The sequence below is a fragment of the Pseudomonas sp. FYR_2 genome (assembly GCF_043106425.1).
GTDB classification, from domain to species: Bacteria; Pseudomonadota; Gammaproteobacteria; order Pseudomonadales; family Pseudomonadaceae; genus Aquipseudomonas; species Aquipseudomonas monteilii.
This window is the reverse complement of sequence record NZ_JBICMM010000016.1, coordinates 164,563-190,592: the sequence shown is the minus strand read 5'-3', so window position 1 is coordinate 190,592 and position 26,030 is coordinate 164,563. Positions and strand designations below refer to the sequence as shown.

General features: G+C 61.8%; 26 protein-coding genes and 1 tRNA gene. 10 read left to right on the top strand and 17 right to left on the bottom strand.

What is annotated here, in order from left to right; translation table 11 throughout:
- Positions 1-88: 88 nt before the first annotated feature.
- From ACF8R4_RS06875 to ACF8R4_RS06855, 5 genes are all read right to left on the bottom strand, one after another.
- The gene (locus ACF8R4_RS06875) at positions 89-1,294 is read right to left on the bottom strand and encodes a methyltransferase (protein ID WP_392491972.1); all 1,206 of its coding nucleotides are present in this window, start codon (positions 1,292-1,294) and stop codon (positions 89-91) included.
- Positions 1,295-1,421: 127 nt separating this feature from the next.
- A complete protein-coding gene (locus tag ACF8R4_RS06870; protein WP_016497592.1) occupies positions 1,422-2,111 on the bottom strand; it encodes an ABC transporter permease in 690 nt (229 codons plus the stop codon).
- On the bottom strand, positions 2,111-2,803 hold the full coding sequence (locus tag ACF8R4_RS06865) for an ABC transporter permease (RefSeq protein ID WP_060499162.1): 693 nt from the start codon (positions 2,801-2,803) through the stop codon (positions 2,111-2,113). The genes ACF8R4_RS06870 and ACF8R4_RS06865 overlap by 1 nt, the downstream gene beginning before the upstream one ends.
- A 53-nt stretch (positions 2,804-2,856) precedes the next feature.
- A complete protein-coding gene (locus ACF8R4_RS06860) occupies positions 2,857-3,609 on the bottom strand; it encodes an ABC transporter substrate-binding protein (protein WP_011953233.1) in 753 nt (250 codons plus the stop codon).
- 11 nt (positions 3,610-3,620) lie between these two features.
- Positions 3,621-4,394 carry an ABC transporter ATP-binding protein gene (locus ACF8R4_RS06855; RefSeq protein WP_003255746.1) on the bottom strand — a complete coding sequence of 258 codons (774 nt, stop codon included), beginning with the start codon at positions 4,392-4,394 and terminating at the stop codon, positions 3,621-3,623.
- Positions 4,395-5,035: 641 nt separating this feature from the next.
- On the opposite strand from ACF8R4_RS06855, the gene gabP reads away from it, so the two are divergent.
- Positions 5,036-6,421, top strand: coding sequence for a GABA permease (gene gabP / locus ACF8R4_RS06850; RefSeq protein WP_392491969.1), 1,386 nt, complete (start codon positions 5,036-5,038; stop codon positions 6,419-6,421).
- Between the two features lie 97 nt (positions 6,422-6,518).
- On the opposite strand, the gene ACF8R4_RS06845 is transcribed toward gabP, so the two are convergent.
- Complete coding sequence (locus tag ACF8R4_RS06845) at positions 6,519-6,965, bottom strand: hypothetical protein (RefSeq protein WP_392491967.1); 447 nt, start codon at positions 6,963-6,965, stop codon at positions 6,519-6,521.
- A gap of 232 nt (positions 6,966-7,197) precedes the next feature.
- Here ACF8R4_RS06845 and ACF8R4_RS06840 point away from each other — a divergent pair, with 232 nt between their 5' ends.
- The gene (locus tag ACF8R4_RS06840) at positions 7,198-7,431 is read left to right on the top strand and encodes a hypothetical protein (RefSeq protein WP_060499159.1); all 234 of its coding nucleotides are present in this window, start codon (positions 7,198-7,200) and stop codon (positions 7,429-7,431) included.
- Between the two features lie 56 nt (positions 7,432-7,487).
- Here ACF8R4_RS06840 and ppk2 read toward each other — a convergent pair whose 3' ends face one another.
- The 5 genes from ppk2 to ACF8R4_RS06815 form a co-directional block, all read right to left on the bottom strand.
- A complete protein-coding gene (gene ppk2, locus ACF8R4_RS06835) occupies positions 7,488-8,468 on the bottom strand; it encodes a polyphosphate kinase 2 (RefSeq protein ID WP_156868112.1) in 981 nt (326 codons plus the stop codon).
- 167 nt (positions 8,469-8,635) lie between these two features.
- A tRNA-Phe gene (locus ACF8R4_RS06830) sits at positions 8,636-8,711 on the bottom strand.
- Between the two features lie 90 nt (positions 8,712-8,801).
- Positions 8,802-9,074, bottom strand: coding sequence for an oxidative damage protection protein (locus ACF8R4_RS06825; protein WP_060499157.1), 273 nt, complete (start codon positions 9,072-9,074; stop codon positions 8,802-8,804).
- A complete protein-coding gene (mutY, locus tag ACF8R4_RS06820; RefSeq protein WP_392491965.1) occupies positions 9,071-10,138 on the bottom strand; it encodes an A/G-specific adenine glycosylase in 1,068 nt (355 codons plus the stop codon). Before mutY ends, ACF8R4_RS06825 begins: the two co-directional genes overlap by 4 nt.
- Positions 10,135-12,393, bottom strand: coding sequence for an AsmA family protein (locus tag ACF8R4_RS06815; RefSeq protein ID WP_392491963.1), 2,259 nt, complete (start codon positions 12,391-12,393; stop codon positions 10,135-10,137). The genes mutY and ACF8R4_RS06815 overlap by 4 nt, the downstream gene beginning before the upstream one ends.
- A 250-nt stretch (positions 12,394-12,643) precedes the next feature.
- Between ACF8R4_RS06815 and ACF8R4_RS06810 the strand changes: the two genes are divergently transcribed.
- From ACF8R4_RS06810 to hisF, 6 genes are all read left to right on the top strand, one after another.
- Positions 12,644-14,305: an OFA family MFS transporter gene (locus tag ACF8R4_RS06810; RefSeq protein WP_104833593.1), complete on the top strand. Its 1,662-nt coding sequence runs from the start codon at positions 12,644-12,646 to the stop codon at positions 14,303-14,305.
- 170 nt (positions 14,306-14,475) lie between these two features.
- On the top strand, positions 14,476-15,069 hold the full coding sequence (hisB, locus tag ACF8R4_RS06805; RefSeq protein WP_009682881.1) for an imidazoleglycerol-phosphate dehydratase HisB: 594 nt from the start codon (positions 14,476-14,478) through the stop codon (positions 15,067-15,069).
- Entirely contained in the window at positions 15,070-15,708 is a 639-nt protein-coding gene (gene hisH, locus ACF8R4_RS06800) for an imidazole glycerol phosphate synthase subunit HisH (RefSeq protein WP_016714499.1), read from the top strand.
- A complete protein-coding gene (locus tag ACF8R4_RS06795; protein ID WP_016714500.1) occupies positions 15,709-15,969 on the top strand; it encodes a DUF2164 domain-containing protein in 261 nt (86 codons plus the stop codon).
- A 27-nt stretch (positions 15,970-15,996) separates the two neighbouring features.
- Complete coding sequence (gene hisA, locus ACF8R4_RS06790; protein WP_016714501.1) at positions 15,997-16,734, top strand: 1-(5-phosphoribosyl)-5-[(5-phosphoribosylamino)methylideneamino]imidazole-4-carboxamide isomerase; 738 nt, start codon at positions 15,997-15,999, stop codon at positions 16,732-16,734.
- Positions 16,735-16,744: 10 nt separating this feature from the next.
- Positions 16,745-17,515: an imidazole glycerol phosphate synthase subunit HisF gene (gene hisF / locus ACF8R4_RS06785; protein ID WP_003255729.1), complete on the top strand. Its 771-nt coding sequence runs from the start codon at positions 16,745-16,747 to the stop codon at positions 17,513-17,515.
- Positions 17,516-17,551: 36 nt separating this feature from the next.
- On the opposite strand, the gene choV is transcribed toward hisF, so the two are convergent.
- The 3 genes from choV to ACF8R4_RS06770 form a co-directional block, all read right to left on the bottom strand.
- Positions 17,552-18,730, bottom strand: coding sequence for a choline ABC transporter ATP-binding protein (gene choV, locus ACF8R4_RS06780; RefSeq protein WP_060499153.1), 1,179 nt, complete (start codon positions 18,728-18,730; stop codon positions 17,552-17,554).
- Complete coding sequence (gene choW / locus ACF8R4_RS06775; protein WP_174244689.1) at positions 18,727-19,575, bottom strand: choline ABC transporter permease subunit; 849 nt, start codon at positions 19,573-19,575, stop codon at positions 18,727-18,729. Before choW ends, choV begins: the two co-directional genes overlap by 4 nt.
- Before the next feature lie 81 nt (positions 19,576-19,656).
- Positions 19,657-20,604, bottom strand: coding sequence for a choline ABC transporter substrate-binding protein (locus ACF8R4_RS06770; RefSeq protein WP_060499152.1), 948 nt, complete (start codon positions 20,602-20,604; stop codon positions 19,657-19,659).
- A 453-nt stretch (positions 20,605-21,057) separates the two neighbouring features.
- On the opposite strand from ACF8R4_RS06770, the gene ACF8R4_RS06765 reads away from it, so the two are divergent.
- Positions 21,058-22,434, top strand: a complete 1,377-nt coding sequence (locus ACF8R4_RS06765; protein ID WP_060499151.1) for an L-serine ammonia-lyase — start codon at positions 21,058-21,060, stop codon at positions 22,432-22,434.
- Positions 22,435-22,839: 405 nt separating this feature from the next.
- Positions 22,840-23,946, top strand: a complete 1,107-nt coding sequence (locus ACF8R4_RS06760; RefSeq protein ID WP_019096860.1) for a GlxA family transcriptional regulator — start codon at positions 22,840-22,842, stop codon at positions 23,944-23,946.
- Between the two features lie 120 nt (positions 23,947-24,066).
- Here the strand turns inward: ACF8R4_RS06760 and ACF8R4_RS06755 are convergent, their stop codons facing one another.
- The 3 genes from ACF8R4_RS06755 to ACF8R4_RS06745 form a co-directional block, all read right to left on the bottom strand.
- Positions 24,067-24,324, bottom strand: coding sequence for a hypothetical protein (locus tag ACF8R4_RS06755; RefSeq protein ID WP_012270100.1), 258 nt, complete (start codon positions 24,322-24,324; stop codon positions 24,067-24,069).
- Positions 24,325-24,578: 254 nt separating this feature from the next.
- A complete protein-coding gene (locus ACF8R4_RS06750) occupies positions 24,579-25,052 on the bottom strand; it encodes a thioesterase family protein (RefSeq protein WP_060499150.1) in 474 nt (157 codons plus the stop codon).
- A 10-nt stretch (positions 25,053-25,062) separates the two neighbouring features.
- Positions 25,063-26,028, bottom strand: coding sequence for an L-carnitine dehydrogenase (locus tag ACF8R4_RS06745; protein ID WP_392491959.1), 966 nt, complete (start codon positions 26,026-26,028; stop codon positions 25,063-25,065).
- Positions 26,029-26,030 lie beyond the last annotated feature (2 nt).

Sequence of the window (26,030 nt, the reverse complement as noted above, 5' to 3'; positions counted from 1 at the left end):
AGGAATAAGCCGAGCGCTTGAAATAGCGTTGGGATCCAACAGGTAATCACAAGCTTGTTCACAGAGTTATCCACAGGTTGTGCTGCGGCTATCGGTCGCGTTCGGCAAGGATGAGCAGGTTGCGCGGGGTCAGCAGGTAGTCGCAGAACAAGCCGAGGCGCACCTCAAAGCCTTGTTCTTCGAGGAACAGGGCGCGATCGAGCACCAGCCACAACTCCAATGGCCGACGGAACAGGTTGCGCACGCGCTCCAGGTTGCGTACTTCGGCCAGGCGTTGCCAGCCGGCGGCTTCCAGAGCGGCCCAGTCCGGATTGCCATTCAATGGCAGCTGCTTGAGTTCGGCCAAGTCGCGGCAGTATTGCTCGAAGGGCTTTTCCAGCCAGGCTACCGGCAGCGACGGTGTTGGCAGGTAGTCATCGCGCTGGCGCTGCTGGCGTTGCAGCAGGTCGAAGCCCAGGCGGCGGGCCATCGAGGTATCGCGTTGGCGTCGCACCCGGGCGCCAGCAGTAACGGTTTCGCTCAGGGGCAGGCCCAGATCGTCCAGCGACAGCTGCAGGCCGGACGCTAGCGCGGCTGTGGATAACGGCTGGTATTGCTGCACTGCAATGCGGTTGTAGCAGCAGGGGGCTACGGCCAATTGCCGGCAACCTTGCTGGCTGGCCAGCTGCATCAGGCGTACATGCAGGTCGCCACAGGCGTGCAGGGCAACCACGCTTTTGTCGCCAGCCAGGTGGCGGGCGCTGTCGCTGGCCATCACATCTTGATGTACGTGCTGTGCGGGTGAGTGATGATGGGTGCTCAGGCCCTGGCCGGCTGCGACCAGATCGGCATCGTATTCCAGGCAGGTCAGCTGCTGGCCGGGTTGCAACAGGCGGCGGCCGAGGTGGCCTTTGCCGGAGCACCAGTCCAGCCAGTGGCGGGGCTGGTCGTGGAAGGCCAGGTGGCTGGCGAAGGCTTCGATCTGCTGCCATTTGCGGCCGGGGACGGCGACGTCCAGGCGGTGGGCGGCGGGGGGCAGGTCGGTTGCCGGGAGGTGGCCGAGGGCGGCGAGCTGTTGGGCTTGTTGGGCCAGATGCGGGAACGGGGCCGGCAAGGCGTCAGCGGGGCATTCGGTTTCGGCGTCGGCCAGTGAGCAGTGGCGCAGGTGGTTGGCAAGCTCGGGGTGGGTGGTTTCCCAGTCCAGGCTTAGGGTGGTGAAGGGGCGGGGTTTCCACAGCTGCTGGTGCTCGATCAGGAACTCGTCGAGGGCCTGGAAGCGGGTGCTTAGGTGGTGGCTGTGGAGGTGGCTGGGCATGGGTAGATGTATGTTGGTTTTCAGGGCCTCTTCGCGGGCAAGCCCGCTCCCACAGGTATATCACAGCTCGAAAGGCCAGTGATTTACCTGTGGGAGCGGGCTTGCCCGCGAAGCAGTCAGTGAGGTCTCAGCGACCCTGGCAGGCATCCACGCGCAACCAGCGCTCCAGCAGCTTGAAGCCTTGCACCAGCAGGAACGAGATCACCAGGTAGAACACACCCGCAGCAAAGAAGATCTCCACCGGCAGGTAAGTACGGGCAATGATGGTACGGGCCATGCCGGTCAGTTCCAGCAGGGTCACGGTACTGGCCAGGGCGCTGGCCTTGAGCATCAGGATCACTTCGTTGCTGTACGCCGGCAGGCCGATGCGCGCAGCACGCGGCAGCATGATGTAGAACAGCGCCTTGCCACGCGACATGCCCAGCGCCCGTGCCGCCTCGATCTCACCTTTGGGGATCGATTGCAGCGCGCCGCGCAGGATCTCGGCGATGTAGGCGGCGGTGTGCAGGGTCATGGTCAGCACCGTGCACCAGAACGGATCGCGCAGGTACGGCCACAGCGAGCTGGAGCGCACGGCATCGAACTGCGCCAGGCCGTAGTAGACCAGGAACAGCTGCACCAGCAGCGGCGTGCCGCGGAAGAAGAAGATGTAGCTGAACGGCACGGCGCGCACGTACCAGTGGCGCGAGGAGCGGGCGATGCCCAGCGGGATGGCCAGGATCAACCCGGCAACCACCGCAATGGCCACCAGCTCCAGGGTCAGGACCGCGCCCTCGGCCAGGCGTGGCAGCCATTTGAAGATGACTTCCCAATTCATTATTCAGCCCTCGCAAAGCCGCGAGCGGCGCGTTTTTCCATGAAGTGCATACCGATCATGGCAATGACGGTCAGGCTCAGGTAGATGCAGGCCGCGACCATGTAGAAGGTGAACGGCTCCTTGGTCACGGTCACGCCGATTTGCGCGTGGCGCATGATTTCTTCCAGGCCGATCACCGACACCAGCGCGGTGTCCTTCATCAAAATCATGAACAGGTTGCCAAGGCCCGGCAGGGCGATGCGCCACATCTGCGGCAGGATGATCCGCGACAGGATGCGGCCCTTGGACAGTCCCAGTGCCAGGCCAGCTTCACGGTGGCCCTTGGGAATCGCCAGGATGGCACCACGGAACACTTCGGTGGCGTAGGCGCCGAAGCACAGGCCCAGGGCGATCACGCCTGCGGCAAAGGCACTGAGCTCAAGGCCTGGCATGTTCAGGGCCTCGCCGAGGGCGTTCATCAACCCGACGGTGCCGAAATAAATAAGCAGAACCCACAGCAGTTCGGGCACGCCGCGAACCAGGGTCGAGTAGAAACCGCCAAGCCATTGCAACGGCTTGATCGAAGAGGTTTTGGCCAGGGCGCCGAGCAGGCCCAGCACCAGCCCCAGCAGCAAGGCGCAAAGCGCCAGTTTTACGGTCATCAGGGTGCCGGCCATCATGGCCGGACCGAATCCGTGCAGGTCGATATTCATGGGCAGGTCATATTAGGGACTGGCGCGCCACGGGGCGCGCCGGTCAGGGCGGGTCATTCGATGCTGAACGGGAAGTACTTGTCGTTGATCTTCTTGTACGTGCCGTCGGCCTTGATTTCGGCCAGGGCTTTGTTCAGGTCGTCGCGCAGCTTGGTGTCACCTTTGCGCACGGCAATGCCGATCTTGTCGCTGTCCATCACCGGCTCGCCCTTGAACTCGAAGTTCGAGCCGTCTTTGCTCTTCAGCCACTCGTACTGCACGTACTTGTCGGCCAGGATGCCGTCGATGCGACCGGACACCAGGTCCAGGTAGGCGTTTTCCTGGGTGTCGTACAGTTTGATGTCGACGCCTTTGAAGTTGTCTTCCAAGTAGGTACCGGCCAGGGTGGCGCGCTGGGTGCCGATGACCTTGCCCTTCAACGACTCTTTGTCAGTCTTGAAGTCGACGTTTTTCGGCGCAATGAACTGCAGCTTGTTGGAGTAGTACGGCTCGGTGAAGTCGACGGCCTGTTTGCGCTCGTCGGTGATCGACAGCGACGACACCAGGAAGTCGAACTTCTTGGCGTTCAGGGCCGGGATGATGCCGTCCCAGTCGGAGGTGACGACCGAGCACTCGACTTTCATCTTGGCGCACAGGGCGTCGCCGATGTCTTTGTCGAAGCCGACCACGTTACCGCTGGCGTCCTTGTTGTTGAACGGTGGGTAGGCGGCTTCGATGCCCATGCGCAGTTTTTCTGCGGCCATGGCGTTTGCCGACATCACCAGCGTGGCAGCAGCTGCCAGGAGGAACTTCTTGTAAGTGTGCATGTATTGCTCCGTTAGCGGTGGCTGGACATGAATTGCTTGCAACGCGCCGAGGTCGGGTTTTCGAAGACCTGTTGCGGCGATCCCTGCTCTTCTACCAGGCCCTGGTGCAGGAAGACGACTTCACTGGACACATGGCGGGCAAAGCTCATCTCGTGCGTTACCAGCAGCATGGTACGGCCTTCTTCGGCCAGTGCGCGGATAACGTTAAGCACTTCCTGGACCATTTCCGGATCGAGTGCCGAGGTTGGCTCGTCGAACAGGATGACCTTGGGCTTCATGGCCAGGGTACGGGCAATGGCGGCGCGCTGTTGCTGGCCACCGGAAAGCTGGGCGGGGTAGCTGTGGCGTTTGTCGTAGATGCCAACCTTGTTCAGCAGCGCTTCGGCGGCTTCGATGGCCTCGGCCTTGCTTTGGCCGAGCACGCGGCGTGGCGCCTCGATGATGTTGTCGAGGATCGACATGTGCGGCCACAGGTTGAAGTTCTGGAAGACAAAGCCGATTTCGCTGCGCAGGCGGTTGATCTGGCGGTTGTCGGCTGCGATCAGGTCGCCGTTCTTGGCGGCCTTGAGCTTGAGGGCTTCGCCGGCCACCAGGATTTCGCCCTGGTGCGGGTTCTCGAGCAGGTTGATGCAGCGCAGCAGGGTGGACTTGCCGGAGCCGGACGACCCCAGGATGGAGATCACGTCACCGTCGCGAGCGGTCAGCGAAATACCCTTGAGAATTTCCTGCTCGCCGTAGCGTTTGTGCAGATTGCGGATTTCCAGCGCGGGCGTGGCCTGAGCCATGTGCGGTCCTCATGTGTTCGGGTGCGTTCCCAGCTGTTGGCGGCCTTCCTGGCGTGCGCCAAGCTAGCATAGCGGCATTATGACGGCCAACAGGGTCGCCGGGGACTGTGGGCACTGGTGGGGCAGTTTGTCGCATCGCTACAGCGTAACGTCGCGCAGATGTCCGCGAAGGTGTCGCCCAGCACCAGAGCCTTGATGAAAAAAGGCGCGATGGTGCCAGCTTTGGCCCGCTCATGGAAGCGGTTTTGGCCCATTGAAGGGGTAAACCCGACCTTTAGGTCAAACGTTTGCAGTGGGTGCAGGTTTACCCGCGAATGCGTCAGGCGCTTTTGAGGTTGTACCCATAGGTTGCACTTTTTCGCATTGCAGTGGTGCACAGGTGTTACCGTGGAGCACCTTTGGTGCGTTTGTAAGTGGGTATTTCAGTAATCCGATGATTTGGCGCCCTTTCGGTCAAGGTGTGGCTGAAAGCCCTCCAAACCTTGTCCTAAAAGGCCTGCAGAAGTTTCTGGCGAATGCATTCAGCACATGGCCTGCTTATTGCCAGTAGGAAACCGCCGATTGCAGCGACGCCTAGGTCAACCCTTGGCGCGCTCCGTACCCGCAGTCGGAGTGGTCCACTCCTTACAAAGGTAGTTTCAATGAGCGGTAACAATTCCAATGACCTCGCTCAGGGGCTCAAACAACGGCATGTCACCATGCTGTCCATCGCTGGCGTCATCGGTGCCGGCCTGTTCGTAGGCTCTGGCCACGCCATCGCAGCGGCCGGCCCGGCCGTGCTGCTGGCTTACGCTGCTGCCGGTACGCTGGTCGTGCTGGTGATGCGCATGCTGGGTGAAATGGCGGTCGCTTCGCCAGACACCGGTTCATTCTCTACATACGCCGACCGCGCCATCGGGCGTTGGGCCGGTTTCACCATTGGCTGGCTGTACTGGTGGTTCTGGGTGCTGGTGATTCCGCTGGAGGCCAACGCTGCCGCCGCCATCCTGCACGCCTGGTTCCCTGCGGTCGACCTGTGGGCGTTCTCCCTCATCATTACCCTGGCGCTGACCCTGACCAACCTGTGCAGCGTGAAGAACTACGGCGAGTTCGAGTTCTGGTTCGCCCTGCTCAAGGTGTTGGCGATCATCGGCTTCATCGCCGTGGGTTGCGCTGCCATGTTCGGCTTCGTGCCAAGCAGCCAAGTGAGCGGTGCCAGCCACCTGTTCGATACCCAAGGCTTCATGCCCAACGGCCTGGGCGCAGTGCTGGCAGCCATGCTGACCACCATGTTCTCGTTCATGGGTACTGAAATCGTCACCATCGCTGCTGCCGAGTCGAAGGACCCGGGCAAGCAGATCAGCCGCGCCACCAACTCGGTGATCTGGCGTATCTGCCTGTTCTACCTGGTGTCGATCTTCCTGGTGGTGGCCCTGGTGCCATGGAACGACCCGGCCCTGGCCGAGACCGGTTCCTACCAGACCGTGCTGAGCCGCGTCGGCGTGCCGAATGCCAAGCTGATCGTCGACATCGTCGTGCTGATTGCCGTGACCAGCTGCCTGAACTCGGCGCTGTACACCTCTTCGCGCATGCTGTTCTCGCTGAGCAAGCGTGGCGATGCCCCGGCCATTGCCCAGCGCACCACCAAGTCGGCGACCCCGCATGTGGCGGTATTGCTGTCCACTGCAGCGGCGTTCCTCTGTGTGTTCGCCAACTTCGTGGCACCGGCTCAGGTGTTCGAGTTCCTGCTGGCCAGCTCCGGCGCCATTGCGCTGCTGGTGTACCTGGTGATTGCCGTGTCGCAACTGCGCATGCGTGCCCAGCGTGAAGCCCGCGGCGAGAAGATTACCTTCAAGATGTGGCTGTTCCCGGGCCTGACCTGGGCGACCATTGCCTTCATCATTGCCATTCTGGTGGTGATGGCGCTGCGTGAGGATCACCGTGCTGAGATCATTGCGACTGCGCTGCTGAGCATTGGCGTGGTGGCGGCTGGCTTGCTGGTGCACCGCAAGCGTGAAGCTGCCGGGCGGGTAGCGCTGGACAACTGATCCGCGCTGGCTGTAACGAAAAGGCCGCGCCCTGTGAAGGGCGCGGCCTTTTTTGTTGCCTGTGCCGGCCCTTTCGCGGGCAGGTTACATGGTTCTGTCAGCCAAACTGCTTCTGCTGTTGCTGCTGCTTGGCCACCAGCTCGGAAGCGGCGATATAAGCCTCCTGGAACTCATCGCTCTCCAGCCAGGCCATGGTGGCCTCTTCATCAGCGCCGTCCAGCCATTTGCGATAGGCGTTGAACACCAGCACGATGTAGTCGGTGGCGTGTTCTTCCTTGTGCCCCTTCAGCACCAGGGCCAGCAGCGGGTCTACCAGGAACACCGAAATCATCGGTACCAGGCCGCCGCTCTCCTGGGCTTCCTTCATCTTGATGAACATCGCGTCGTAGCTGCCCGACTCCATGGCCTTGTTGTACACCTGCTCGACGCTGGCGCTGTCACCGGCACTGGCCTTGACCGCCTGGCCGCTGCGTACCATGCGGTTCTGCTTGGCCTTGCTGGCGGCGCGCTTGGCGCGTTTCTGTTGCTTGGTAGGGGTGGCCATGGGGCAATCCTTGGGGGGGCTGAAAAGTGCGTATTGAAGCGCAATTGCCCGAGAAACCCAAGCCGTGTGCTGGCGCAGTGCAGGCTGGTGCCAGTTGATGAGGAGGCGTATCCAGATTATGCCCACAGCTTGCCCTGCGTAACCTCTCTCTCGCTGCCACCCATTTTTTGGGGGCTCACTACGCCAAATCGGCGTTTTCAGAATGAGCACATTTGCGCTTAAGGAGAGAACCATGAAGCATTTCTATCTTGTGACCCTGTATGGCTACGACGAAGAGGGTGACCTTTTCTATGCTACTGGCTTCGCCAAGTGCAAGCTGCAGTTGATTACAAAGGCCGACATTCTCGCAATTATGGAAAAAGCCAAAAACGACAGTGAGTTTTCGCTGAACCTGCACAGTGTTTCCTATCTGGGCCACATGACAGAGGACGCTTTCGAGCACCTTCGTTCCATGGAGGATGAATAAGGTTTGCCCGCAGCCCGTCTTCGGGCTGCGGGGTTTTTCGAGGGCAGGTTAAGTCTTCAGGCTGCCGGCTGGGTGGCTTCGTCTTCTTCAAAACCGCGCGAAGCCCGCCCGACCAGCAGTTCATCCGGTGCATGCGCCACGCTGAGGTCCTTGCCTGGATAATCCAGCGAGTGCAGAAAATGCCGGATGCAGTTGATCCGCGCACGCTTCTTGTCATCGGACTTGATCACCGTCCATGGCGCATCGGCGGTGTCGGTATGGAAGAACATCGCTTCCTTGGCGCTGGTGTAATCGTCCCACTTGTCCAGCGACTTGATGTCGATGGGCGAAAGTTTCCAGTGCTTGAGCGGGTCGTCGCGGCGAGAGATGAAGCGGCGCAGCTGCTCTTCGCGGTTTACAGAGAACCAGTACTTGAACAACAGGATGCCACTGTTGCACAGCATGCGCTCAAGGTCCGGCGCCTGGCGCATGAACTCCAGGTACTGCAGCGGTGTACAGAAATCCATCACCTTCTCGACCCCGGCGCGGTTGTACCAGGAACGGTCGAAGAACACCATTTCCCCCGCTGTGGGCAGGTGCTGGATATAGCGCTGGAAATACCACTGGCCCTGTTCCTGCTCGGAAGGCTTCTCCAGGGCAACGATGCGCGCACCGCGAGGGTTGAGGTGCTCCATGAAGCGCTTGATGGTGCCGCCCTTGCCTGCAGCATCGCGCCCTTCGAACAGGACCACGACGCGCTGGCCGGTTTCCTTCACCCAGCTCTGCACCTTCAACAACTCGATCTGCAGTTCATGCTTGGCTTTCTCGTATTCCTGGCGGCGCAAGCGGGTGCGGTATGGGTAGCTGGCCGGCAGTCGCGCCCTTGTGCTGTCTTCGTTGCTGCCCCTGGGGGCAGTGGCCACTTCCAGTGCAGCAGGCTGCTGGCTGATGCTGGTAATCGTCGGCTCCGGCTTGCGCTGGCGTGGGCGGCGCGTGCGGGCCGGGGTAATAGCGGGTTCACTTGGGGCAGGGAGCAGGAGGGGGGATTCTTCGCTCATGGAGGTCCTTGTAAGTCGAGTCGGATGTCCATCCTCGATTTTGAAGGTGAGCGGATAATGGCTATTTGATGTTGGTCAATAAGAAAACTGTAGACAACAAAAAACCCGCACTGGGCGGGTTTCTTGTGTCGCTTCGGGTAACTTTGCAACCACCAGAAGCTTGAAGGTGGTGCCCAGAGACGGAGTCGAACCGCCGACACGAGGATTTTCAATCCTCTGCTCTACCGACTGAGCTATCTGGGCGACGAGGTGAATTAAATAGATTTCCGGACCGCTCGTCAACGACTTTTTGAAAAAATTTTAAATTAATTCCGTCGCTTACGATTTTTGGGGTCATTCGGCCGGTGGAACGTAGCCTTCCGCCTGCGCGTATTCTTCGCCGGCGAAAAACTTGTCCATCTCGGTCTGGAGGAATTTGCGGTCTTCGGCGTTCATCATGTTCAGGCGCTTTTCGTTGATCAGCATGGTCTGGTGTTTCTGCCAGTCGGCCCAGGCCTTCTGCGAGATGTGTTCGAAGATGTCCTGGCCCTTGGCGCCTGGGTAGGGCGGGCGTTCCAGGCCTGGCAGTTCTTCTTGGTACTTGCGGCACATCACGGTGCGGGTCATCGGGTGTCTCCTGCAATCAGTTCGTCGGCCGCGCGTTTAAGCAGCTTTTTCACCGGGGCGGCAAGGCCCAGGCGCGGCGGGGTGGCGAGGTTATACCAGAGCCAGTCGGCCTCGGCCATGTGCTGACCGACCGGGTCGACGCGCACCAGCCAAGGCTCGATGGCCAGCTGAAAGTGGCTGAAGGTGTGGGTCAGGCTGTCCATGGCGCGGCTGTCAGCCAGGCGCAGGCCATGCTGGTAGGCCAGGTCATCGAGTTGGGCGATGTCGTCCAGTTCCGGCAGGCTCCACAACCCTCCCCACAGCCCGCTGGAGGGGCGGCGGTAAAGCAGGATGGCGCCTTCGTGGTTGGCCAGCAGTGGCATTAGCGTACGCCGCTGCGGCAGTGCCTTGCGCGGCTTGGGCTCGGGGTAGCGGGTTTCTTCACCGTGCAGGTGCGCTTCGCAGCCGCGCTGCAGCGGGCAGATCAGGCAGCTGGGCTTGCTGCGCGTGCACAGCGTGGCGCCCATGTCCATCATCGCTTGGGTGTAGTGGTTGGCGCGCTGCTGCGGGGTAAAGCGCTCGGCCGTGGCCCACAGCTGGTTGGTCACCTTAGGTTCGCCGGGGTAGCCCGCCTGGGCGGTGTAGCGGGCCAGTACGCGCTTGACGTTGCCATCCAGAATCGGCGCACGAATGCCCATGCTGATGCTGGCGATGGCGCCTGCGGTGGAGCGGCCGATGCCGGGCAGCTCGGTGAGCTGCTCGACACTGCGTGGGAATTCGCCGCCATGTTGCTCGACGACGATCCTGGCGGCCTTTTGCAGGTTGCGTGCACGGGTGTAATAGCCCAGCCCCGTCCACAGGTGCAGCACTTCGTCCTCCGGCGCTTCGGCCAGGGCCTGCACGGTCGGCAGCGCCTGCATGAAGCGGTCGAAGTAGTTGAGCACGGTGCTGACCTGGGTCTGCTGCAACATGATTTCCGACACCCACACCCGGTACGGGGTGATGCCCTGTTGCCAGGGCAGGTCGTGCCGGCCGTGCTCGTCATACCAATCCAGCACAGCGCTGGAGAACTGCTCGGGGCTCATCGCTTGAACAGCCCCTTGAGCGCGTCTTTCACTTCCGGGCTCACTTTGTCTCCAAGTTTTTCATCGAGCTTTTCGTCAATCTTGTCTTTCAGGCGGTTGCCGGCCAGCTTGGCAGCGACCTTGCCCAGGCCGTTCTGGTCCAGACGGCAGGCCTTGGCACCAAGCTCCAGCGGACCACGGCAGCGCAGCGGCACTTCAACGCCAACGTAGCGTTCGTTGACCTGGCAGGCTGGGTCCGGCATGGCGCGTTGGTCGCCTTCGACGATCACGCCCACGTTGTAATCCATGCCCAGCACACGCAGGTCGAGGTCGCCGTTACCGTTCACGGTCAGGCCCGGGATGCGTGCCTTGAGGTCGGGGTTGTTGGCGACGCCATTGCGCACCACCAGGCTGCCGCGCAGCTCTTGGAACGGGGTGTCCTTGCCGCGTGGCTCGCCGCTCAGGGTTTTGCGGTTGAGCGTGGCGATGGCCTGGCACAGCTGCTGCTCCAGGTTGGCGTTGACCAGCACACCATCGTTGATGGTGAAGTTTGCGCTGCCGTTAAGGGTGTCGACCAGTGCCTTCTGGCTGTTGCCGGTGGCGGTCAGATCACTGGTCAGGGTCAGTAGGCCTTTCACAGGAGGTGCCTGCTCCTTGCCTTCGGTCTTGATGAAGTGCTCCACCGGCACCCGTTGGATGTTGGTGTTCACACCCAGTTGCGGGACAGCAGGGCGTACGTCGACCGTGCCCTTGGCTTCGAAGGTGCCGTTGTACAGCTCGCCGCGCAGGGTTTGCAGGGTCAGCAGGCCGCCTTGGCCGATGGCCTTGAGCTGGGCGTCTTCGATCGGCAGCTTGTCCACGGTCAGCGAGCCAAAGGCCAGGTCGGCTTGCAGGTCGAGGGCGCGCAGGCGGTCGACCGGCAGCAGCTTTTCGTCGCTCCAGGCCACTTGGGTCGGGGCGTTGGGCAATGGTGTGGTGCCGGCACCGGCCACGGCGCTGGCCTCTTGCTGCTTGACCTCGGCTTGGCGCGCGGCAGTGGCGCCCTTGGCCTCTTCGCTCTTGGCGGGCAGGTAGCGGTCAGCGTCGAAGGTATCGCCCTTCAGTTGCAGGCGCAGGGCCTGCTTGGCGAAGTCTTCCACGGCCACACGGCCACTGAAGGTACTGTCGTCCAGCTTCACGGCCAGGTCTTCCAGCGCCAGGCTGTTGGGCGTGCCCTGCAGGCGGGTGACCAGCTCCAGCTTGGCGAAGGCCGCCGGGTCGTTGGTAGCCGGCAGCGGGCGGCCAATGCTGTCGAGGAAGGTGCGCAGGTTGAACTGGGCGATGGACAGGCCGCCGCTCAGTTGTGGCGCCTTGTCCAGGTCACGCAGGTTCAGCTCGCCCAGGGCTCGCAGCTGGTTGGCCGAGACTTTCAGGCCGTTCCAGGAGGCGACATTGGCAGCCAGGTCGGCCAGCAGCTGGCCTTGGGCGGCGAATGTCACGGTCTTGCCGCCGGTGGGTTCACCCGAGGTTTCGCCCGACAGGCGCATGTCTTCGAAGTTGTAGCGCTTGAGCTTGCGGTCGAAGCGCAGCTCGCCGGCCAGTTCGGTGCGGGCTTTGATGTTCGGCTCGCTGGCGCTGATGAAGGCGCTGGCCTTGAGCGGAATGTTGGCGCCTTCGTGGACCGGGCCCGTGCTTAGCTGGATGCTTTCGGCGCTATAGCTTTGGCCGGTCTTGGCATCGGTGTACTGCACGCGGGCGTTGTTGACGGTCAGGCTGTCGATGTCCAGCTTGACGGCACGCTCGTTGCCTTCGGCAGGTGCCGGCTTCTGTTCAGCGGGTGCCTGAACGGAGGCATTGGCCTGCGCATCGGCAGGGGTGGCGTTTTGCGCGGGCAGCGGTTTGCCGATGTCTTCCCAGTTGCCGTGGCCGTGTTCGTCACGGGTCAGGGTCAGGTTCAGGCCCTCGACGCGTACGTCGCTCATCTGCACTTCGCGGCGCAGCAGCGGCAGCACACGCACGGACAGGCCGAGCATTTGCAGGTCGGCGAACGGTTCCTTGGGTTTGGCCAGGGTGGCAATGCTGGCCTCATGCAGCTCCAGGCCTAGCCACGGGAACAGGCTCCAGCCGATATCCCCGTCGAGTGTCAGTTCGACGTTAGCCTTGTCGCGCGCCAGCTGGCGAATCTCGTCTTTGTAGTCGTTGGGATCAAAGAGGTGGGTCAGGGCGAAGCCCAGCGCCACGATGATCAGCAGCAACCCGAGAAGCCCCAGTCCCAGGATTTTGCCGAACGCTTTCATGGGCGAGTCCTTGTAGTCCGTTAGTGAAATTCAGACGGCAGAGTATAACGCCGCAGTGGATGTCCCTGCGTATTCGACCAGAGATACAGGGCATTTCTTACGCTTGCAGCAGAGGGTACGGCTTTCCACAAGCAAATATGACCGTTTCAGCCGGGCAAGAATTAACGATATCAGACTGCTTTCGCGCTACTTGGCTCTGCTACCCTTGCGCCGCTTTGCGAGCACCCTCCCCATAAAAAGGATCAGATCCATGACCAGTACCGTCGCAACCGGCTCTGTGGCCAGTGCGCCTGGCTTCCTGACGAAGGAACGCATCATCGCCCGCCCGGGCTTCAACCGCTGGCTGGTCCCGCCAGCCGCCCTGGCCATTCACCTGTGCATTGGCATGGCCTATGGTTTCTCGGTGTTCTGGTTGCCCCTTTCGCAAGCCCTCGGCATCACCGCGCCTGTCGCCTGTGCAGCGGACATGGGCTTCATGGCCCGTATGTTCAGCGCCGAATGCGACTGGCCGATCTCGATGTTGAGTTGGGTGTACACCCTGTTCTTTGTTTTCCTGGGGTGCTCGGCGGCCGTACTGGGCGGGTGGCTGGAGCACGCCGGCCCGCGCAAGGCCGGCCTGGTCTCGGCGCTGTGCTGGTGCGGCGGCATGCTGATCTCGGCCATTGGCGTGAAAACCCACCAGCTGTGGCTGATGTGGCTGGGCTCCGGTGTCATTGGCGGTATCGGCCTGGGGCTGGGCTATATCTCGCCCGTGTCGACGCTGATCAAATGGTTCCCTGACAAACGCGGCATGGCCACCGGCATGGCGATCATGGGCTTTGGCGGCGGTGCCATGGTGGGTGCACCACTGGCCACTGCGCTGATGGGGCACTTTGGCAATGAGCACGAAGTGGGCGTATGGCAGAGCTTCGTCGCCATGGCGGCGATCTACTTTGTATTCATGACCGCTGGCGCCCTGGCGTACCGCGTGCCGCCGACTGGCTGGAAGCCCGAAGGCTGGGTCGCTCCGGCCAGAAAAGCTGGCAATGCCATGGTCACCGACCGCCATGTGCACGTCAGTGTGGCCTGGAAAACCCCACAATTCGCCTTGATCTGGCTGGTGTTGTGCCTGAACGTGTCGGCCGGCATCGGCATTCTCGGCATGGCATCGCCACTCCTGCAGGAAGTGTTCGCGGGCAAATTGCTGGGCAACGAGCTGACGTTCAGTGAGCTGAATGCGGCTCAGTTGGCGCAGATTGCCGCGATTGCTGCCGGCTTTACCGGCCTGTTGAGCCTGTTCAACATCGGTGGGCGGTTCTTCTGGGCGTCGTTCTCCGACTACATCGGCCGCAAGAACACCTACTTCGCCTTCTTCGCCCTGGGTGTGGGCCTGTACAGCCTGGTGCCGAACATGGGGCACCTGGGTAACGTTGCGCTGTTCGTGGCGGCGTTCTGCATCATCCTTTCAATGTACGGCGGTGGTTTTGCCACGGTGCCGGCCTACCTGGCCGACCTGTTCGGTACGCAGATGGTCGGCGCCATTCATGGTCGCCTGCTGACCGCCTGGGCGGCGGCGGGGGTATTGGGGCCTGTGTTGATCACCTACCTGCGCGAATACCAACTGGCGGCGGGGGTTGAGCGTGCGGCGGCCTACGACATGACCCTGTACATCCTCGCCGGCCTGCTGGTACTGGGCTTTATCTGCAACATGCTGGTGCGGCCGGTGGCCGACAAGCACTTCATGAGCGATGCCGAACTGGCGGCCGAGCGAGCGTTGAGCCATGACAAAGGGGCCGACGGTGCGCGTTCGCTGGAGTGGAGAGCCGCACCGGGCAGCCTGCCGCTGGTGCTGTTGGCCTGGGCGGTGGTGGTTGTGCCGTTGGTCTGGGGGGTGTGGGTAACCTTGCAGAAAACTGCAGCGCTGTTCCACTGATCCCGGACATCGGGGTTGCAAAGCAGCCCCGATTACTTGCTTGTATAGACTTGTAACTGCATCCAGCCCCCGTAATTCCTCGTTTTGCCATATGTCATCCGCGTTTCAAGCTGGCGCGTTCTGGGCCTATAATGGAGCCCTTTTCGCCCCATGATTTTGCGGAGCTGGTGATGGTCGAACGTAAGGCTTCCGTCGAGCGCAATACCCTGGAAACCCAGGTCAAGTGCTCGATCAACCTCGATGGCAGTGGCAAGGCCCGATTCGATATCGGCGTGCCTTTCCTTGAACACATGCTGGACCAGATCGCCCGCCATGGGCTGATCGATCTGGATATCGAGTGCAAGGGTGACACGCATATCGACGATCACCATACCGTCGAAGACGTCGGTATCACCCTGGGCATGGCATTCGCCCAGGCTATCGGTGACAAGAAAGGCATCTTCCGCTACGGCCACGCCTACGTGCCGCTGGACGAAGCACTGTCGCGCGTAGTCATCGACTTCTCCGGCCGCCCAGGCCTGCAGATGCACGTACCTTACACCCGTGCCAGCGTCGGCGGCTTCGATGTCGACCTGTTCCAGGAGTTCTTCCAGGGCTTCGTCAACCACGCCCTGGTGACCCTGCACATCGACAACCTGCGTGGCCACAACACCCACCACCAGATCGAAACCGTGTTCAAGGCTTTTGGCCGCGCGTTGCGCATGGCCGTGACCCTCGACGAGCGCATGGCCGGGCAAATGCCGTCGACCAAAGGGTGCTTGTAAATGCAGACGGTAGCCGTAATCGACTATGGCATGGGCAACCTGCACTCGGTGGCCAAGGCGCTTGAGCACGTCGGCGCCGGCAAGGTGCTGGTCACCAGCGACGCTGCGGTCATCCGTGAAGCTGACCGCGTGGTGTTCCCGGGTGTAGGCGCGATCCGCGACTGCATGGCCGAAATCCGCCGCCTGGGCTTCGACAGCCTGGTGCGTGAAGTGAGCCAAGACCGTCCGTTCCTCGGCATCTGCGTCGGCATGCAGGCACTGCTGGAGCACAGCGAAGAGAACGACGGTGTCGACTGCATCGGCCTGTTCCCCGGGCAGGTGCGCTTCTTCGGCAAAGACCTGAAAGAAGACGGCGAGCACCTGAAGGTGCCGCACATGGGCTGGAACGAAGTGGGCCAGACCATCGACCACCCGCTGTGGCACGACATCCCCGACCGCGCGCGTTTCTACTTCGTGCACAGCTACTACATCAATGCCGGCAAGCCGGGCCAGGTGGTCGGTCGCGGCCATTACGGTGTCGATTTCGCCGCTGCGCTGGCCGATGGCTCGCGCTTTGCCGTGCAGTTCCACCCGGAGAAGAGCCATACCCATGGCCTGCAGTTGCTGCAGAACTTCGTCGCCTGGGACGGGCGCTGGTAAATGAGCAGGTCGAAGACCAAGGCCCCGGTCATTACCCTGGCCCCCGAGCAGGAGCGCGACGCGCTCGACACCCTCAAGCGCTTCCTCGAAGACCGTTTCGAGCTGCAGCTGGGGTCGTTCGAGGTGGCCGAGGTCCTCGAGCTGTTCAGCAAAGAAATTGCACCCCATTACTACAACAGGGCGATTGCCGATGTTCAGCTGCACCTCAAGGAGCGGTTCGAGAGCATCGAAAGTGATCTGTGGGCGCTCGAGAAGCCCTGAAACCCTAAGAACAGACAGGTTCCCAAGATGCTGATTATCCCCGCTATCGATCTGAAGGACGGCGCCTGCGTGCGCCTGCGCCAGGGCCGCATGGAAGACTCCACGGTATTTTCCGACGACCCGGTAAGCATGGCCGCCAAGTGGGTCGAGGGTGGCTGCCGCCGCCTGCACCTAGTCGACCTCAACGGCGCTTTCGAAGGCCAGCCGGTCAACGGTGAAGTGGTCACCGCCATCGCCAAGCGCTACCCGACCCTGCCGATCCAGATCGGCGGCGGCATCCGCTCGCTGGAAACCATCGAGCACTACGTCAAGGCTGGCGTCAGCTACGTCATCATCGGCACCAAGGCGGTCAAAGAGCCGGAGTTCGTGGCCGAAGCGTGCAAGGCCTTCCCGGGCAAGGTCATTGTTGGCCTGGATGCCAAAGACGGCTTCGTTGCCACCGATGGCTGGGCCGAAGTCAGCGCGGTTCAGGTTATCGACCTGGCCAAGCGTTTCGAGGCGGATGGCGTGTCGTCGATCGTTTACACCGACATCGCCAAGGACGGCATGATGCAGGGCTGCAACGTGCCGTTCACCAAGGCACTGGCCGAGGCCACCCGCATTCCGGTAATCGCCTCGGGCGGCATCCACAACCTGGGCGACATCAAGGCCCTGCTGGACGCCAAGGCCCCAGGCATCATCGGCGCCATTACCGGCCGTGCCATCTACGAAGGCACCCTCGATGTCGCCGAGGCCCAGGCCTTCTGCGACAACTACCAAGGCTGAGGACTGAACCATGGCACTGGCCAAGCGCATCATCCCTTGCCTGGACGTGGACAACGGCCGGGTGGTCAAGGGCGTCAAGTTCGAGAACATCCGTGATGCTGGCGACCCGGTGGAAATCGCCCGTCGCTACGACGAGCAGGGTGCCGATGAAATCACCTTCCTCGACATCACCGCCAGCGTCGATGGCCGCGACACCACCCTGCATACCGTCGAGCGCATGGCCAGCCAGGTGTTCATCCCGCTGACCGTGGGCGGTGGCGTGCGGACCGTGCAGGATATTCGCAACCTGCTCAACGCTGGTGCCGACAAGGTATCGATCAACACGGCGGCGGTGTTCAACCCGGAGTTTGTGGGCGAGGCCGCTGACCGTTTCGGCTCGCAGTGCATCGTTGTCGCCATCGATGCCAAGAAGGTGTCCGGGCCGGGTGAAGCACCGCGCTGGGAAATCTTCACCCACGGTGGGCGCAAGCCGACCGGGCTGGATGCAGTCGAGTGGGCGAAGAAGATGGAAGGCCTGGGGGCTGGCGAGATCCTGCTGACCAGCATGGACCAGGACGGCATGAAGAACGGCTTTGACCTGGGCGTTACCCGGGCCATCAGCGATGCGCTGGGTATTCCGGTGATTGCTTCGGGTGGTGTGGGTAACCTGCAGCACCTGGCTGACGGTATTCTGGAAGGGCATGCCAGTGCGGTGCTGGCGGCCAGTATCTTCCACTTTGGTGAGTACACGGTGCCTGAGGCCAAAGCCTACATGGCTTCGCGCGGCATCGTCGTTCGCTGACAGATTGATTGGGGCCGCAACGCGGCCCCAATTGCATCACCCGTGATTCTTGCCGAGCAGCGCGTGATAAAGCTCGGTATCCCCAAGAATCCCCACCACCCGGTCGTTATCCTGCAACACCAGCTTGTTGCCCGTCTGATAACGAATCTGCAGCGCTTCGCGCATGCCGATGTCGGCGTGCACCACCGTTGGCTTGCGCTGCAGCAGCTCCACATCCTGCCCCGGTGCCCAGTTCTGCATGTCCAGCCCGTTTTGGCCCTGGCGTGCACGCTTGAGCGCGCCACCTTCGCCCAGGTCCAGCCACGAATCGATACCCGGGTCCAGGCACACTGAGCCGTTCACCCGTTTGCAGTTGTCCAGGCTGCGCATCAGGCTGCGACCGCACAGCACGTTCAGCGGGTTGGTGTGGGCAACGAAGGTACGCACGTATTCGTCGGCCGGGTTGAGCACGATTTCTTCCGGCTTGCTGTACTGGATGATCCGCCCGTCTTTCATGATGGCGATGCGGGTACCCAGTTTCAGGGCTTCGTCCAGGTCGTGGCTGACGAACACGATGGTCTTGTTCAGCTTGCTCTGCAGGGTCAGCAGTTCGTCCTGCAGGCCTTGGCGGATCAGCGGGTCGAGGGCCGAGAACGGTTCGTCCATCAGCAAGATGTCGGCATCCATCGCCAGCGCCCGGGCCAGGCCTACACGCTGCTGCATGCCGCCAGACAACTCGTCGGGCTTCTTGTTGCGCCATTGGGTCAGGCCCACCAGCTCCAGCTTTTCGTCGACCAGCTTGCGCCGCTCTTTCTCTGGGCGGCCCTGCATTTCCAGGCCAAAGCTGATGTTCTCGCGCACCGTCAGCCAGGGCATCAGGGCGAATTTCTGGAACACCATGGCAATGCGCTTGGTGCGCATCATCTTCAGCTCGGCCGGTGTGCAGTGGGCAATGTCGATGTGCTTGCCTTCGTGCTCGACGAACAACTTGCCGCGGCTGACGGTGTTCAGGCCGTTGATGCAGCGCAGCAGGCTCGACTTGCCCGAGCCGGACAGGCCCATGAGTACACAGATTTCGCCCTTGTTGATATCCAGGTTGGCTTTTTCGACGCCCACCACCAGGCCGGTCTGCTTGAGGATCTGCTCGCGGGTCTTGCCTTGATCCAGCAGCGACAGCGCCTCGCGCGGCTTGTTGGAGAAAATGACGTCGACGTCTTCGAAACGAATGATGCTCATGCCTCACCCCTTACCGGCAGTTCCGGTTGCTTGCAGATACGGTCGAGCATGATCGCCAGCAGCACGATCGCCAGGCCCGCTTCGAAGCCCAGGGAGATATCGGCGGTGTTCAGTGCGTTGACCACAGGTTTGCCCAAGCCGTCCGCGCCGACCAGGGCGGCAATGACCACCATCGACAGCGACAGCATGATGCACTGGGTGACGCCGGCAGCGATGCTTGGCATGGCGTGCGGCAGTTCGATACGGGTAAGCAGCTGGCGGCGCGAGCAGCCGAACGCTTTACCCGCGTCCATCAGCTCTTGCGGCACATCGCAGATGCCCAGGTAGGTGAGGCGGATAGGCGCGGCGATAGCGAACACCACGGTAGAGATCAGCCCCGGTACCACACCCAGGCCGAACAGGGTCAGGGTAGGGATCAGGTAGACGAAGGTGGGCACCGTCTGCATCAAGTCCAGCACCGGGCGCATGGCGGTGTAAAACATGGGTTTGTGTGCGGCAAGGATGCCCAGCGGCACGCCGATCACCACGCACACCACCGTGGCGAAGGTCACCTGCGCCAGGGTTTCCATGGTTTCCTGCCAGTAACCCAGGTTGAGGATCAGCAGGAACGACAGGGCAACGAACACGGTCAGCGCCCATTTGCGTTGGATCAGGTGCGCCAGGGCGGCGAACAGCGCGATGAGTACGAATGGGTTGAACCAGGTCAGGGCACTGGTGACCCCATGGATCATGAATTCCAGGCCTTGGGCGATAGCATCGAAGTAGTTGGCGCCGTTCTGGGTCAACCACTCGACAAATGAGGCGATGTACTGCCCCAGGGGTATTTTCTGATCGATAAGCATGATAGCGAGCTTCCACCTGCATAGATTGAAATCAACCCGGGGCAGGCACGGTCCTGCCCCGAGGTAGCGCTATTGCGTAGTACGTTATTGCGCGAGTTTGGCCTTGGCTGCCTCAAGGCCCGGTTTGCCATCCACAGTGGTCACGCCGGCCAGCCAGGCATCCAGCTTGCCCGGGTTGTCCTTGAGCCATTTCTTGGCGGCGGCCTCGGGTTTCATCTTGTCGTCCAGGACATAGCCCATCATGGTGCTTTCATCCTTGAGCTCGAACGACAGGTTCTTCAACAGCTGGCCGACGTTGCTGCACTCCTGCGTATAGCCCTTGCGGGTGTTGGTCAACACGGTCGCCTTGCCGAAGTCGGGGCCGAAGAACTCGTCCCCACCGGTCAGGTACTGCATCTTGAAGCGGGTGTTCATCGGGTGCGGTTCCCAGCCCAGGAACACCAGCGCCTCGCCGCGTTTCTGCGCGCGGTCGACCTGCGACAGCATGCCGGCCTCGCTCGACTGCACGATCTTGAAGCCGGCGTCCTTCAGGCCGAAGGCGTTCTTGTCGATCATGCTCTGGATGGTGCGGTTGCCATCGTTGCCGGGTTCGATGCCGTAGATCTTGCCGTCCAGTTCCTTCTTGAACTTGGGAATGTCGCTGAAATCCTTAAGCCCCTTGTCGTACAGCGCCTGGGGTACCGCCAGGGTGTACTTGGCGTTTTCCAGGTTGGCGCGCACGGTTTCTACCGTGCCAGCGTCGCGGTACTGCTTGATGTCGTTCTCCATGGTCGGCATCCAGTTGCCGAGAAACACGTCCAGGTCCTTGCCGGTGGCCAGCGACTTGTAGGTCACCGGTACCGAGATCATGGTGGTGTGGGTCTTGTAACCCAGTGCTTCAAGCACAACGCTGGTGGTGGCGGTCGTGACCGTGATGTCGGTCCAGCCGACATCGGAGAAACGTACCGTCTGGCACTGCTCGGGCTCTGCGGCCTGGGCCAGCAACGGCGCGGACAGCAACGCAACCAGCAACAGCGAGGGTGAACCTTTCATGGATGGACTCCTGTGATTTTGTCTTCGGGTTCGCGTGGGTCGCCGGGCTTTCTCAGGGTCCGGTCGACCAGGCCTGCAGAGGGCAGGATGCGTGGCCGTGCTTTACGAGTCGCTTTCGATAATCCTCCAGCGCCGGGCAATCGCCTACTGGTGGGGTCGTAACCAGTACGGAACGGGTCGTATCCAGTATGGGCGATGTCGCTTATGGATTTTTCCACCCCTTCAGCCGCATTTTTACGTCACCAGGCCGCCGGAAAACGGCGAGGTGAGCGCTGCTCGCCCTGTAAAAAACGCGCGGCGCTGCTGGACAAAAGTACGTCGGTTGCAGACGGCGAGGGGGGCGGTAAAAGCCCGATGATGCTGGCATTCAAGGCGGCCCGCTGTTTGAGCCTAGCAGCTGCCCCGCCCTGCGCATGGCGCGCAGAGACAAGCCCAGCAAGAGGTGATTCGACAATGGCCATCAGCGTGTTCGACCTGTTCAAGATCGGTGTCGGGCCTTCCAGCTCCCACACCGTCGGCCCCATGCGTGCTGGCGCCCTGTTCGTCCAGGGCCTGCGCGAACGCGGCGAGCTGGAGCGTGTTAAGCGGATCGAAGTGCGCCTGTACGGCTCGCTGTCGGCCACCGGTATCGGTCATGGCACCGACAACGCCACCATCATGGGCCTGATGGGCGAATGGCCTGACGTCATCGACCCCACCCAGATCGTGCCGCGTATCGCCGACCTGCGTGAAACCAACACCCTGCAGCTGGATAACCGCCTGCCCATCGAGTTTGTCTGGGCTCGCGACATGCTGCTGCTGGACGAGAATCTGCCGTACCATCCCAACGCCATGACCTTGATTGCCGAAGGCGAGCAGGGCGAGCTGCACCGCGATACCTATTACTCGGTGGGTGGCGGCTTCGTGGTCGATGCCGCCCAGGCCGCCAGTGGCGTGCTGGACGCCGACCAGACGGTGCTGCCGTACGATTTCAACAGCGCCGCCGAGCTGCTGCGCCTGTGCAAGCAAAACGACCTCAGCGTGTCGCAATTGATGATGGCCAACGAGAAGGTCTGGCGCAGCGAGGAAGAAATCCGCGCCGGCCTGCACAAGCTCTGGGAAGCCATGCAGGAATGCGTCAACAATGGCCTTAAGTACGAAGGCACGCTGCCCGGCGGGCTGAATGTGCGCCGCCGCGCCGCCAAGCTGCACCGCAGCCTGCAGGAAGCCGGCAAGCCCAATGTGATCGGCTCGACCATGAGCGCCATGGAGTGGGTCAACCTGTTCGCGCTGGCGGTCAATGAAGAAAACGCAGCCGGCGGGCGCATGGTCACCGCGCCTACCAATGGCGCGGCCGGCATTATCCCGGCGGTGTTGCATTACTACATGCGCTTCAGCGACGCGGTAAACGAGTCCAATGTGGTGGAGTACTTCCTCGCGGCGGCCGCTGTGGGCATCTTGTGCAAGAAGAACGCGTCGATTTCCGGTGCCGAAGTGGGTTGCCAGGGCGAGGTTGGCTCCGCTTGCGCCATGGCCGCTGCTGGCTTGGCCGAGGTGCTTGGCGCCACCCCGCCACAGGTGGAAAACGCCGCTGAAATCGCCCTGGAGCACAACCTTGGCCTGACCTGCGATCCGGTCGGCGGGTTGGTACAGGTGCCGTGCATCGAGCGCAATGCGATTGCGGCAGTAAAGGCCATCAACGCAGTGCAGATGGCCCTGCGCGGTGACGGCGAACACTTCATCTCCCTCGATCAGGTGATCCGCACCATGCGCGACACCGGCGCCGATATGCACGACAAGTACAAAGAGACCTCCCGCGGTGGCCTGGCGGTCAGCGCTATCGAATGCTGATGCGCCGATTTTGATCTGGCTACCACACGACGCCCCATTCTGGGGCGTTTGTGTTTCTGCCAGTCGCGTGCCGGTCGTCGGATGTCGTTATCGGTGCTAGCGTTGTCGGTGACACTCAAGAGTGTCGTTTCTGGGCAACTTACACTGCGCGTGTCACCAAATTGCTCAGCCGTTACACGCACGGCGCCTAGCACGCCCGTTTGCGTATACCGGGCCAACTCGATCAAAGCACCTGATTTGCCGAACAAAGGCGTCGTTTTCAGGTTTTTTTGGACAGCCGTTCAATTTCAGGCACGGCGTTTGCGTTGAGATTGGCAACCAAGCCCCGGCACATGAACCGGGGCCATAACAAGAAATCAGTGCCCGCCTGAGGCACACCCTGCATTTGTGTGAGGAGAAATCGCGATGACGTCGTACACCTCCGGGAACCCAACCCAGAACCGCACAACACCCCAGTCCATCGGGTTTCTTCTATTGGACAATTTCACCCTGATTTCCCTGGCATCAGCCGTTGAGCCGCTGCGCATGGCCAACCAGCTGTCCGGCCGCGAGCTGTACCGCTGGCATACCCTGACCGTCGATGGCGGCCAGGTGTGGGCCAGCGATGGCTTGCAGATCACCCCGGACGCCGCCATCAATAATGCACCGCCCATCGACACCGTGATTGTCTGCGGGGGGGTTGGCATTCAACGTTCGGTCACCCGTGAGCACGTTACCTGGCTGCAAGCTCAGGCTCGTCAGTCGCGCCGTCTTGGTGCGGTGTGCACCGGCAGCTGGGCACTGGCCTGTGCCGGCCTGCTCGACGGCTTCGATTGCAGCGTGCATTGGGAATGCCTGGCGGCAATGCAGGAAGCCTTCCCACGCGTGAACATGAGCACCCGCCTGTTCACCCTCGACCGCAACCGCTTCACCAGCTCTGGCGGCACCGCGCCGCTGGACATGATGTTGCACCTGATCAGCCGCGACCATGGCCGCGAGCTGTCGGCAGCGATTTCCGAGATGTTCGTTTACGAGCGCATCCGCAACGAGCAGGACCACCAGCGTGTGCCGCTCAAGCACATGCTCGGCACCAACCAGCCGAAGCTGCAGGAAATCGTCGCGCTCATGGAGGCCAACCTCGAAGAGCCGATCGACCTGGACGAGCTGGCGGTGTACGTGTCGGTTTCGCGTCGGCAGCTTGAGCGGTTGTTCCAGAAGTACCTACATTGCTCGCCGTCGCGCTACTACCTGAAACTGCGCCTGATTCGTGCACGGCAGCTGCTCAAGCAAACGCCAATGTCGATCATCGAAGTGGCGTCGGTATGCGGTTTTGTGTCTACGCCACACTTCTCCAAGTGCTACCGCGAGTACTTCGGCATTCCGCCGCGTGACGAGCGTGTGGGCTCCAATACCGCGCAACAGGTGGCGATGATGCCGATTCCACAGGCCATGACCCTGTCGCCGCACAGTGGGCCTATGGCCGCTCTGAGCCAGGCGCGCAACGAGTCGACATTTGCCAGCGTAAGGCTCTGAAACAGCGCGGGCCCCTTCGCGGGCAAGCCCGCTCCCACAGGTATCGCACCGCTTTCGAATCCGGTGCAGTGCCTGTGGGAGCGGGCTTGCCCGCGAAGAGGCCAGTACAGGAAAAATCAGTTAAGCGCGTTTGTTGAATTGCGCCAGCGCGGGTAACAGCTGTTTGTCGATCGCCTGGCGTACCGCCGGCAGGATGGTCGCGCTACCGGTATACATCTGCTCCACCATCCCCTTCAGCGCCCGCGCATTCGGCTCGGTCAGCCCACGCACCACCGCCTCGCAAGCCTGTTCGGCACTGGCCCCGGCCGGAATCTCGAACCCGCGTGCGCGCAGGTGGCCTGCCAGGTCGTCCTGATCAATCAAATCCGCATGCATCATGGCTGTTGTCCCTTTTATCGCTAAGAGAGTGCTGCTGTGATTTACGACCGATTCTGTGACGACGGCGACATGCCCGCAACAACAAGATGCCGGCATGGCTGCTTTGGCTAAGAACAGGTCGTTTACGGCTAAATCCACCTGGCGGGAACTGCGCACACTCAAGCCATCTACAGCAACCGAGGGTTTGGTCACCCTCATTCATGCACAGTGGATGTTGCTCGCTCTTGGCCCCGGATGCTCACGGCTTTCCGGGGTTATTTTTTTGCAAGGCCGATCACACGGCCTACATAAACGGGCGCTTGAAGTTGACGTTGTTCGTCCACTAGTCCCTGTAGTAACCCCGTGCTGTGCTCGCTGAACGGCACCGACGTCGGCCCCGCCAGATCTACATGCAGCAACATCTGCTCACTGGCCGCCAGCGCCTCTTCGAACCCGGCCCGGTGCAGGCTGTGGTACACCTGCAGACGCTTGCGATCAAAGCCGATGATCTGCGTCTGCACCCATACCTCGGTGCCCAGTTTCACTTCATGCAGGTAGTTGATGTGCGCTTCCAGGGTGAACAGCGAGTTGCCGCTCTGCCCACGGCTGTCGGCATCCAGGCCGATGCGCTCCATCAGTGCATCGGTGGCATAGCTGAAGATCAGCAGGTAGAAGGCATCGCGCAGATGCCCGTTGTAGTCGACCCAGTCCTCCTGGACTGGGGTGCGGTAAGTGATGAGTGCGGGCATCAAGGTTTCCTCAATCGCTGAACGACATGCCGTGCGTTTCTTTGCTGGCCTTCACGGCTTCAAGGACCGCCAGCAGGGTGTCATCACGATAGCGCTCCAGCGCGGCGATGCTGCGTTCGCCCAGTTGCTCTGCCGTGCCGTCCACCACATCGTCGATCAGCTTGTCGGTCAGTTCCGGTGCTGGCAGGTAGGTCCAGGGCAGTTTGAGTGCCGGGCCGAACTGCGACATGAAGTGACGCATGCCCGCGTCGCCACCGGCCAGGGTATAGGTGAGGAAGGTGCCCATGAACGACCAGCGAAGGCCCGCGCCGAAGCGGATCGCGTCGTCGATTTCACCGGTAGTTGCAACGCCGTCGTTGACCAGGTGCAGGGCCTCGCGCCACAGCGCTTCGAGCAGGCGATCGGCAATGAAGCCGGGGACTTCCTTGCGCACATGCAGCGGGCGCATGCCAAGAGTGGTGTAGATGGTCTTTGCCGCCTTGATGGCTTCAGGCGCGGTGCGGTTGCCACCGACGATTTCGACCAGCGGCAACAGGTACACCGGGTTGAACGGGTGGCCCACCACGCAGCGCTCTGGGTGGGTGGAAGATTCATAGAACTCGCTGGGCAACAGGCCTGAAGTACTGGAGCCAATGATGGCATCAGGTTTTGCAGCGGCGCTTATCTTGGCGTGCAGGTCGAGCTTGAGGTCCAGCCGCTCTGGCGCGCTTTCCTGAATGAAATCGGCGTCGCGCACGCACTCCTCGATGGTGGCAACGAACTTCAGGCGGTCTTGTGATGCACCGACCGCCAGGCCCTGCTTCTCAAGCGCGGGCCAGGCATTGGCAATACGCTTGCGCAGCGCCTGTTCGGCGCCTGGTGCCGGGTCCCAGGCGACTACGTCGAGGCCGTGGGCCAAGGCGCGGGCGACCCAGCCGCTGCCGATCACGCCGCTACCCAGGGCGGCGAAGGTCTTGATCTCGGTGATGAAGGGCATGC